The 11538-nt window shown below is 39.5% G+C and carries 7 protein-coding genes; 4 read left to right on the top strand and 3 right to left on the bottom strand.

Going from position 1 to position 11538, the window contains the following annotated elements; translation table 11 throughout:
• Position 1: 1 nt before the first annotated feature.
• From ACOH2D_RS13685 to ACOH2D_RS13675, 3 genes are all read right to left on the bottom strand, one after another.
• Positions 2 to 1348 (bottom strand): SusF/SusE family carbohydrate-binding protein, encoded by a 1347-nt coding sequence (locus ACOH2D_RS13685; RefSeq protein ID WP_348036396.1) that lies wholly within the window; start codon positions 1346 to 1348, stop codon positions 2 to 4.
• 103 nt (positions 1349 to 1451) lie between these two features.
• Entirely contained in the window at positions 1452 to 3050 is a 1599-nt protein-coding gene (locus ACOH2D_RS13680; protein ID WP_348036397.1) for a RagB/SusD family nutrient uptake outer membrane protein, read from the bottom strand.
• 31 nt (positions 3051 to 3081) lie between these two features.
• On the bottom strand, positions 3082 to 5985 hold the full coding sequence (locus ACOH2D_RS13675) for a SusC/RagA family TonB-linked outer membrane protein (protein ID WP_449535548.1): 2904 nt from the start codon (positions 5983 to 5985) through the stop codon (positions 3082 to 3084).
• Between the two features lie 288 nt (positions 5986 to 6273).
• Between ACOH2D_RS13675 and ACOH2D_RS13670 the strand changes: the two genes are divergently transcribed.
• The 4 genes from ACOH2D_RS13670 to ACOH2D_RS13655 form a co-directional block, all read left to right on the top strand.
• The gene (locus ACOH2D_RS13670; protein WP_348035427.1) at positions 6274 to 7314 is read left to right on the top strand and encodes a LacI family DNA-binding transcriptional regulator; all 1041 of its coding nucleotides are present in this window, start codon (positions 6274 to 6276) and stop codon (positions 7312 to 7314) included.
• A gap of 127 nt (positions 7315 to 7441) precedes the next feature.
• The gene (locus tag ACOH2D_RS13665; protein ID WP_449535547.1) at positions 7442 to 8974 is read left to right on the top strand and encodes an MFS transporter; all 1533 of its coding nucleotides are present in this window, start codon (positions 7442 to 7444) and stop codon (positions 8972 to 8974) included.
• Positions 8967 to 9623, top strand: a complete 657-nt coding sequence (gene pgmB / locus ACOH2D_RS13660; RefSeq protein ID WP_449535546.1) for a beta-phosphoglucomutase — start codon at positions 8967 to 8969, stop codon at positions 9621 to 9623. Before ACOH2D_RS13665 ends, pgmB begins: the two co-directional genes overlap by 8 nt.
• A 182-nt stretch (positions 9624 to 9805) precedes the next feature.
• On the top strand, positions 9806 to 11538 hold a 1733-nt coding region (locus ACOH2D_RS13655), incomplete at its 3' end, for a family 65 glycosyl hydrolase domain-containing protein (RefSeq protein WP_449535545.1).

Raw genomic sequence — 11538 nt, 5'->3', positions numbered from 1 at the left:
TTTATTGTAATTTATAAAACTTATAGGTGTTGTCAGTAAGATCCATGAATATGCGATACTTTCCAGCAACCACGGCAATGTTTGCACCGCCGGCTTCTAATGAGCCATTAGCACCATCATCACCAAGATTAGTATCCCATGAGTTATTTAGTCTGAATTTAACTTCCCCATCTATGAAAGTGGCGATGTCTCCCATCCAAATATTTGGATGCACTTCAGTTAAGGCGAAATCAGGACCGCCGTCTCCCCAGTCGTTATATCCTGAACCAACCATACCCCAGATGTCAGCAGCTTCGATAGTATATTTGTTAGAGTTCAAATCTAAAGTAATGGCATAGTGTCCTGCAGTTACGGCAATATTGTCTCCCCCTTCTTCTAAAGTGCCATCAGCGCCATTGTCTCCAAGATCTCCTCCCCACGTGTTATTTTTTCTGAATTTGATTTCTCCAGCAATCAAGCGGACGCCTACTTTGAAGGTGTCGGTTAGATAGTCATAATAGAATTTAGCATCCGGACCGTTATCTCCCCAGTTATTATAGCCAGAACCTACAACACCCCATGAGAATTTTTCGATAGTATACGTATTTTCATTGAGGTTCATAGTGATTTTATAGTTGCCTTGCGTAACAGCAATATTATCTCCGCCAGCATCAAGAATCCCGTCAACGCCAGTATCGCCAAAGTTGTTGCCCCAATCACTGTTTTCACGGAATTTGATTTCGCCAGTAAGTAAAGTCACATAAGAAACAAATACATTTGAAGTTGAGGTGGAGTAAAATTTAGCATCAGGTCCGCCATCTCCCCAGTCATTATAACCACTTCCAACAATCCCCCATGTAGATTCCGTAATGCCGCTACCACCTGTTTGTGCTTCTTGGAGTACTACTGAAATGGTTTTGGCCTCCGTAAATATTTGGGTTGCGCTACCGCCATCGCCAACATACGCACGAATTCTAACTGAAAATGCTCCCGTATTTGGCGCTGGAGTTGTAGGATTTGCATCCAAGCCAGCTTCTGTGGCAACCGCCATCATTTGACCGATAGTCATGGCAATTTCATTACTAGAGGTTGTTCCTACTAATACGGCATCACTAAAGTCACCCAAAATGGAGCGTTGCAAATCATAGGAAATATTAGTTTGAACACCAAAATCAGCGCTGTTCCATGTAAAACGCTCACCAAGGTTGCTTCCTGTAGAAGATGTTAAAATGTATTCTGGCAATATTGTATTTGTTAAAACAAATCCGTCAGGTTCTTGAGCTATGAAAACTACGTCGTCGTCAGTTTGGCAAGAATTTAGCCCGATCATGGCCAAAAGAAATAAGCTTAGTATTTTAAAATTTTTCATGTGTTTAGATTTATTGTTATTTAATGGTCACATGCTATTCGCTATTGAAGATCCGCTTAGAAGTTGAAATCTTTATCAAGCTCGTTTCATGTCTTCGTGGTTTTTAATATCCTTGGTTTTGTTGTAAGTTGGTGTTGATGCCTAAATCGGTTGCAGGTAAAGGCATGAGATTTCTGAAAGCGCTGGTTGTTGCGCCCTGAGGTACATTTCCTTTCCATGGCCAAATGCCCTGATCGGAAAACTGACCAAAACGGATCAAATCGGTTCTTCGATGTGCTTCCCAAAATAATTCTCTTGAACGCTCAGACAGAATAAAATCCAGCGTCAAGTTGGCCTGATTGATATTACCAGATGCATTGCCATAAGCTCTTGCTCTGAGTTGGTTGATGTAAGTTACCGCATCGGCTGCAGAACCGCCGCCGCCTCTAACAAATGCTTCTGCATACATAAGATAGGTGTCAGCCAATCTGAACATCGGGAAATCCGTATCCGGAAAATCGCCAGTAGGATCAGAACCGGCAACACCATTGACATCCACATTTCTAAACTTTTTTACTGCGTAACCTTGGGTAAATGTTGAGGTGTTATTAATGTTCTTTGTTTGACCATCGGTGTGAAATAAGGCTCTTCCATCGGCAGAGTTCGCTTCTCCTGGGAACTGCTCAACCAATGTTGACGTCGTCCTAAGACCAGCCCATCCGCCGTTGACGCCATATTCAGCAGGAACCATGCTACCACCCACTGCAGCGTGAATGATGAAGGTCATCCCACCAAAAGATTGGGTGCGCAAGCCATCAAAAGTAATAGGGAAAATAACTTCTGATTGCGATCCATTAGTATCATTATCCGCTAAAAACAAATGGGAATAAGGGTTTGACGAGATGCTGTATCCTGATCCTATCACTTTCGTAGTATAGGTGATCACATCAGCATAACGCCCTGAGCCTGTATAGACTTCGGCGTTCAGATAAAGTTTAGAAAGCAACATCCAAACCGCAGCCTGATCAGCTCTTCCGTATTCATTTTGTCTTGCCGCTATAATGTCATTTTCAATATCGAGCAATTCTTTTTCCACATAGGTAAAAAGATCTGCACGTTGTATTTGCTCAGGCAAGAAGGCGCCGATTGGATCTTCTTCTGTAACAAAAGGAACGTTTCCAAATAAATCCATCGCATGCCAATAGGTCAAAGCTCTCAGAAAACGTGCTTCTGATCGGTACTTTTGGATGTCAGTACGAAGGCTGGCTTCTACACCACGAGCATCCAGTTTGGAATCGGTAGTTTGGCGCATAAACTCATTGATCAAAGCCACTTGATAAAGTAATCTGCTGTACATGGTACGGATAAACTCGTTACCTGAAGTCCATGTTTGCGCATGTAAATCTTTGATTGTGCCGTCATTCCAGCCAATAATAGCTTCATCGGTGGTCAATTCTTGCATGGACCAATACAAACGTAGATAGTTGGAAAAGCCTTCGTCCAGTCCAGATAAATCGGGGTTTCCCGCTGGACCTTCCTGGCCGCTTAAAGAGAGGCCTGCGTATAGTTTAGCTAAAAAAGCTTTATAGGCTCCGGGTTCTTCAAAGGCAGCATCCGCTGTAAGACGATTGTCTTCAGGCTGCAAATCTAAATTGCTCTCACAGGATTGTGCAAAAAGCACCACCGTGAAGGCGATAAAGATGATTTTTAGTGTTCTTAACATAGCATTGTATTTAATGTTAGTAGTCATGATATTAGAATGTAAAGTTTAGTCCTAATACAAAAGTTTGCGGTCTTGGATAGAAATTGTTATCTATACCGTTAGAAATTTCAGGATCTAAACCATCGTATTTTGTTATGGTAAATAAATTGGTTGCCGTTAACGACATTCTCAAGTTGATCTTTTCACCAGGAATTAAATACCCGAGAGATACGTTATCCAATTTCACGAAATCAGCTCTTTCGATATAATAATCAGAAAATAGATTTTGTTTTTTGAATTTGGTGTCTAACACACTTGAATGCGCATTGACATAATACTGACCTGGTGCATCATTAACTGTAGTGATGTTTCCTCTATCTGAAGCCACGTTGTTATACATGTAATTTCCAAAACTTCCCCTAAATGTAAAACTGAAATCTAAGTTTTTGTAACTTAAAGTATTGGTAAATCCGGCGTAGGCATCAGGCGACGCTTTTTTATAAGCTTGCTTGTCGGCTTCTGTGATTTGGTTATCCCCATTAACATCCACATAAGCGCCTTCTATTGGTTTTCCGGCCGTGTCATAAACTTGTCTGAACACATAAAATGTTGAAGGATCTAAACCTTCTTTCCACAATTGAATATTATTACCGACACCACCACTAATATCACCTTGGCCAATTAAAAAGTTGGGATCATCGCCTAAGGACAGTTTCGTGATTTTGTTTTCTTGTAAGGTAACGTTAAAGCCCAGGTTCCAATTAAAGTTTTCTGAACGTGCTATATCGCCACTTAAGCTGAACTCAATACCTTTACTTAAAACAGACCCCACGTTTGTGGTCAATAAATCGGAAAGGTTCGATCCAGCAGCGGTTGGAATGGTTGCCAATAAATCGTTGGTTTCTCTGTAATAAGCATCCACAGTACCGGTTAAGCGCTCATTAAAGAATCCAAAATCTAAGGCTAGGTTATATTGAGAAGTTTCTTCCCATTTCAGGTTTTCGTCAAATTCTTCAGGACGCAGGGTGTTGATATATTGAGGCACACCGTTTAAGTAACCAAATTGTACACTCGCATCCGATCTACCAGGCGTATAAACACCTAAGTAGCCATAGTTTTGACCAATCTCTTGTTGTCCTGTTTTACCCCAACCTGCTCTCAGTTTTAAATTTGAGAAGAATGAGTTTTGTAAAAATTCTTCATTGGTCAATTTCCATCCTGCAGAAACTCCAGGGAAATTACTCCATCGGTTGTTTGGTCCAAAACGAGAAGAACCGTCACGTCTAATGGTCAATGATAATAAATACTTGTTATCAAAATCAAAGCTTGCACGTGCAAAGTAAGATTCTAAGGCATTTCTATTTATAATAGTTGGACGTGATACCAAGCTTCCTGAGGTTTCTGTTTCACGACGATCAGATTTGATGTAAAATTCTTGGTAAGAGTGTCCAGCAGTTAAATCGATAGCTGTATTAATGGACTCCAATTTTGTTTTATAATTGAAATAGAAATCTAACAAGGTGTTTCTATTCATGCCATCATAAAAATTTTCATAATTAAAACTTCCAGGTTTTGAAGGACTGGCCTTGCTATATTGCTTGCCTGATAATTCAGAATAGTCGAGACCTGCATTCAAATTAAATTTCAAGCCTTCCAAAAACGGGAGGTTATAATCGATATTAAAGTTGGTGATGTTTCTTTTGTTGCGAGCTCTGTTGTTATTATTAAGCAAGGTAAATACAGGATTAACCAAAGCTAAATTTTGACCTACATATTGAAAAAATGATCCGTCAGGATTGTACACTTGATGAGTGGGATCAAATCCTACAGCGGCTCCAATAGCCCCGTGATCAGCAAATTTATTATCGTCTAAAATACCCTTGGTAGTTAAGGTAAGTTTCAGATTATTGTCCAAAAGACGTTTAACAGCTGAAAGGTTAATGGAATTTCGCTCATATAAATCGCCAATTAAAACCCCTTGTTGTGAGGTGTGGTTGATATTTGCCCGAAAGTTGAAGGATTCAAATCCTTGAGAAATTGTAATGTTATGAATGGCGCCAGCCGCAGTTTGATAAATTTTCTTTTGCCAATCAGTTTCAGAATCTCCTAACAAGCTGGCATTAAAATTAGAATCAGTTATTGCAATAGCTCTAAATTCATCCGCAGATAATACATCCACAAAGTCATTGACTTGCGCAACAGATGCTTTTAAGTCATATTCTACTTTAAAAGGCGCGTTAGCTTTTCCTTTTTTGGTGGTAATCAAAATAACACCGTTTGAAGCTCTTGAGCCATAAATGGCCGTAGCAGAAGCATCTTTTAAAACCACAAAATCCTCAATATCATTTGGATTGATGGCGTTGAGCTGATTTCTTACCCCTTGAACGCCACGTTGGTCCAATGGTAAGCCGTCAATCACAATTAACGGCGAATTGTTAGCTGATAAAGAAGCGCCACCTCTAATTCTGATTTCAGAGCCTCCACCTGGATCTCCACCACCGGAGGTGATGCGAACCCCAGCAGACTTACCAGACAATAACTGTTCTGGTGAAACGATGGCTCCTTGGTTAAATTCTTTTTCGCCGATTTTTTCAACAGCACCTGTAGCATCTTGCTTAGTCGTAGCACCATATCCAATCAAAACAATTTCGTCCAATTGAGCGGTATCTTCCATAAGTGCAACGTTTAATTTTGGTTGTCCATTATAGATGATTTCCTGAGGTTTGAACCCAACATAAGAAAACACAACAACTTCACCGTTTCTCACGCTGATGCTGTAGTTGCCATTAAAATCTGTAGTAGTTCCAGTGGCAGTTCCTTTAACTGTAATATTTACGCCTGGTACGGGTAATGCGTTAGCTTGCTCTGTAACGGTCCCAGAAACAGTGGTTTGAGACCACAGGACTGAGGGTATCATAAATACCAGTAACATTAAGCCATTCATAAATGTTTTCATACACTATTTTTAAAGTTGATTGCGTTAATAATTCACTAATATTCTCACTTCTTGAGTTAAATCTATGTAAATTTTAGATCAATTGGAGAGTTGCCATTATCAGATTAGCAACGAAAACGTTTGCGTGTTGACAACTTTCTTTATAAATGTGAGGAATGGCCTGAAAACAATCAAAAAATCGAGCAATAAACAACAATGCCATACCTTTGATTTTTCGGGTTAGAAAGTGTTGTTAATTATGATTAAATTATAGATATTTAAAAAACAGTTTTGATCATAAACTTACCTATGAAAAAGAAAATTACTTTAAAACAGATTGCAAGAGAATTAGACGTTTCAATCTCTACGGTTTCAAAAGCACTGAGAGATAGTTTAGAAATTAGTGAAGATACCCGGCAAAAAGTACAGGCTTTTGCCAAGTTTTATAACTACCGCCCTAACAATATCGCACTCAGCCTACAAAATCAAAAAACAAAAACGATAGGCGTCATTATTCCCGAAATTGTACACCATTTTTTCTCAAAGGTCATTAGAGGTATTGAGTTGGTGGCCAATAAAAGAGGGTATAATGTCATCATCGGTTTGTCCAATGAATCTTTTGATAAAGAGATTATTAATATGCAAATGTTGGCCAGTGGTAGTATTGACGGTTTTATCCTTTCTATTTCGAAGGAAACTTTACAAAAACAGGATTACCATCATTTTAAGGAAACGATTAATCAAGGGATGCCGATTGTCATGTTTGACCGTGTGGTCAATGAAATCAACTGTGACAAGGTTATTATTGATGATTTAAAAGGGTCAAAAAACGCCGTAACCAAACTCCTGTCCAACGGCTGTGAAAATGTGGCGATAATTACTACGAAAGATTATGTGAGTGTCGGTAAATTAAGGACTCAGGGTTATTTGGAAGCATTAGAAGATTACAAAATAACCCCAGATCCAAATTTGATTCTTAAGGTTAATGATGAATTGGTTTCTGAAGATCATTTGGAATCTTTGGAAGCGGAAATAAAAGGTTTATTTCAAAACAACAAAAACATAGATGGTGTCTTTGCTGTAAATGAATTATACGCCATTATAGCTATGAAAGTAGCGCGCAATATGGGTATGAAAATTCCAGATGATCTTCAGGTTATTGGCTTTACAGATGGCGTGCTTTCCAAACATGCCACACCAAGTTTAACCACCGTAAGTCAGCATGGTCAAGAAATGGGCGAAAAGGCTGCTGAACTGCTGATTGATAACCTTGAACGCGAAGATGAAGAAGAGCATTTTGAAACCGTTGTAATCGAAACAGAACTGATAGAAAGAGACTCCACCAAATAAAAAAAGTATTGCCCATTTAAAAACTTTATTATCTTTGCCACAATTCAAAACTTTATTTTCACTTCTTACAAATAAGTTTTGATGAGTTTTATCGCTTGTCAATAGTATTAATTTAAACATACTATTAATGAAAAAGCGTACGCTTGGATTTTGGGAAATCTGGAACATGAGTTTCGGTTTCTTAGGAATCCAGATGGGTTTTGCCCTACAAAATGCTAATGTTAGCCGAATTTTCCAAACTTTAGGAGCCGAGATTGATGACATCCCCATTCTTTGGGTTGCCGCACCTTTAACGGGGTTAATTGTTCAGCCTATTATTGGCTATTTGAGTGATCGCACTTGGCATTCCCGATTGGGCCGTCGCCGACCTTATTTTTTGGTGGGTGCTATTTTGGCCTCTTTAGCTTTGTTTATCATGCCTAATTCGCCAGTACTCTGGGTAGCAGCTGGGATGCTGTGGATTTTGGATGCCTCCATTAACGTATCCATGGAGCCATTTCGGGCCTTTGTTGGCGACAACCTTCCAGACGAACAACGCACTAAAGGCTTTGCCATGCAGAGTTTCTTTATTGGGATTGGGGCTTATGTGGCTTCAAAATTGCCGTTGATGTTGACGTACTTTGGAGTCGCCAATACCGCAGCAGAAGGAGTTATTCCAGATTCGGTCAAGTACTCTTTTTACATTGGCGGTGTCGCTTTTTTTATAGCAGTATTGTGGACGGTTTTGCGTTCCAAGGAATATTCTCCCGAAGAAATACGAGCTTTTGAAGCTCAGGAAAAAGAATCGAAACCTGTGGAAAGCGAATTTTCTGAGGAATGGTATCAAAAAAATGGCACTTCGCATTTGACAAAGGGGATCATTGTTTTGTGTATTGGTTTGCTTGCTTCCTTTTTGGTATATAATTACCATCTCAAAGCAGATCTTTATGTGCTGACCTTAGGATTAATATCTTTTGGAGGACTGGCCTTGATTGTATCTGGACTCCTGCAGAAAAACAATTCTAAAAATGGCTTTGTCAATATCGTGAACGATTTTCAGATGATGCCAAAGGTCATGAAACAATTGGCTTGGGTGCAGTTTTTTTCTTGGTTCGCTTTATTTTCAATGTGGATTTATGCCACAGGAGCAGTTACCGAACATATTTATAAAACGACCGATACCACTTCTGAAGCTTATAATATAGGCGCGAATCAGGTGGGCGAAATGTTTGCCAATTACAATATCATTGCGGCAGCCGTCGCCTTTTTATTGCCACTATTGGCAAAACGAACGAGTCGGAAATTTACACATTTCTTGGCTTTGGTTGCTGGTGGATTGGGACTGATGTCACTTTATTTCATCACAAATCCAACCACTTTTATGATTGAATGGTTGCCAATGATTGGCGTAGGTGTAGCTTGGGCGAGTATTTTATCCGTTCCTTATGCCATGCTTTCAGGATCCTTACCAGCTTCTAAAATGGGATACTATATGGGTGTTTTTAACTTCTTTATTGTGATTCCGCAATTGGTGGCTGCTTCTATTTTAGGGTTTTTAGTCTCCAAATTTTTTAATAATGAACCTATTTATGCCTTATTGATAGGAGGCTGCTCAATGATCTTGGCAGGCATTCTTTCACTAATGGTCAATGACAAAGAAACAATAACAATCAATGAGTAAAAAAGCATTCATATTTGACCTTGACGGCGTAATCGTCGATACTGCAAAATATCATTTTTTGGCCTGGCGGAAATTGGCCAATAGTATGGGTTTTGATTTCACGCACGAACAAAACGAACAATTGAAAGGGGTGAGCAGAGTGAAATCCTTAGAGAAAATTCTCGCTTGGGGAAATAAAAGCGTGAGCGAAGATGAATTTATTAAATTCATGGCACAAAAAAATGACGATTATTTAATCTATATCGAAAAAATGGAGGCGCAAGAGATTCTTCCTGATGTCACAAAAACCTTGGATTATCTCAGTGCTGCCAATCAGCATATCGCATTAGGTTCCGCCAGTAAAAATGCGCGAATGATTTTAGAGAAAGTGAACCTTCTCGAAAAATTTGACGTCCTCGTTGACGGCAATGACGTGACCAAAGCAAAGCCCGATCCCGAGGTGTTTCTGATTGCCGCACAACAATTACATACCAATCCTGAAAACTGCATTGTCTTTGAAGATGCAGTAGCTGGAATTCAGGCGGCGAATACTGCAGGAATGGTGTCCATTGGCATTGGAGATAAAAAAACGCTCCATGAATCCGACTATGTGTTCAAGGATTTTACTGAAATCAGTGAGGCGTTTTTGAAGGAGTTAATTAATAGATAGAATTAAGTAAGAAGTACAAAGTATAAAGTATTAAGTGAAAATAGAAAAACCCATTGTGACCGTTGTGTCAAGCCTTGCGTCCATTGTGGTTAAAAAAAACATTAAGTAACTAGAATTTAGAAGAAAGAAAAATAGGCCGATCCGTCTTTAGTCTTTCCTCTTTATTCTCTTATCTCAAAAAAATGAATCAAGATTATATCGTACCAAATAATTGGTCCATCATTGAAGAAGGCTTTGATGCCGACCGTGTCAAATCCTCAGAAAGTATTTTTAGCATTGGTAATGGTGCCATGGGCCAACGTGCCAACTTTGAAGAGCAGTATTCAGGAAAGACTTTTCAAGGCAGTTATGTTGCGGGCGTTTATTATCCAGATAAAACCAGAGTAGGCTGGTGGAAAAATGGCTATCCAGAGTATTTTGCCAAAGTCCTCAACGCGCCGAATTGGATCGGCATCAACGTGACCGTCAATGGCGAAGCCTTGGATTTGGCCGCGTGTAAAAAAGTCAAAAACTTTAGACGCGAACTCAATATGAAAGAAGGTTGGCTGTCCAGAAGTTTCGAAGCCACACTTCATAATTTCATCGAGGTTAAGGTCGAAACCAAGCGTTTTTTAAGTTTGGATATGGATGAGGTTGGCGCTATTGAATATAACGTGACGCCTTTAAATAACGACGCTCATATTGTTTTTGAACCTTATGTTGATGCAGGAATTACTAATGAAGACAGCAACTGGGATGATAAATTCTGGAACATTTTAAGCGTTAATGCTGAACATGACCAAGCGTTTATTGTGTCGCATACCATGAAAACCAACTTTCATGTCTGTACTGCAATGCAAGCCCAATTGTCATTAAATGGAAAGGTCCTAAATGAAAATAAGACGGTTAATAAGACCGATTCTACCGTTTCGTTTGAATACAGTTCTAATGTCAACAAAGGCGATACTTTGACCATGACGAAATTCGGTGGCTATACCGTCGATAGAAATCATGATAAAAACGACTTGGTTTCGGTCGCTAAAAAGAACTTATCTAAAGCCGTGTCACTTGGTTTTGCGAAAATGCTTCAACAGCAAAAAGAAGCATGGGCAAAAATTTGGGATATGGCCGACATTACCATTGAAGGCGATGTGAAAGCACAGCAAGGCATCCGATTTAATATCATGCAATTGAATCACACCTATATTGGTAAGGACGCGCGTTTGAATATTGGTCCGAAAGGCTTTACCGGCGAAAAATATGGTGGAAGTACCTATTGGGACACCGAAGCTTATTGTATTCCATTTTATATGGCGACCAAAGATCAGAACGTGGCTCGGAATTTATTAGAATATCGCTACAATCATTTGGAGAAAGCCATTGAAAATGCCGAAAAACTCGGATTTAAAAACGGTGCGGCACTTTATCCGATGGTTACGATGAATGGGGAAGAATGCCATAACGAATGGGAAATTACCTTTGAGGAAATTCACCGTAACGGGGCGATTGCTTTTGCCATTTTCAACTTCCATCGCTACACTGGCGATTTCAGTTATATTCCAGAAAAGGGATTGGAAGTGCTTATTGCCATTGCTCGTTTTTGGCAGCAACGCGCCACATTCTCGACGCACCGAAACAAGTATGTCATTTTGGGCGTGACGGGACCAAATGAGTATGAAAATAATGTCAATAATAATTTTTACACCAACTATGTCGCGCAATGGTGTATCAATTATACTTTAGAAATCGTCGCCAAAATGAAGACGGAATATACTTCAGATTTGTCACGTGTATTGGACAAAACCAATTTGTCAGACAGCGAAATGTCCGAGTGGAAAAAGGTTGCCGACAATATGTTTTATCCGTATTCCGAAAAGCATCAAGTGTATTTGCAGCAAGATGGATTTTTAGATAAAGAATTGATAACGGTAGCCGA

The organism is Gelidibacter sp. (assembly GCF_053579655.1).
This window is presented reverse-complemented; position numbering and strand designations above follow the sequence as displayed.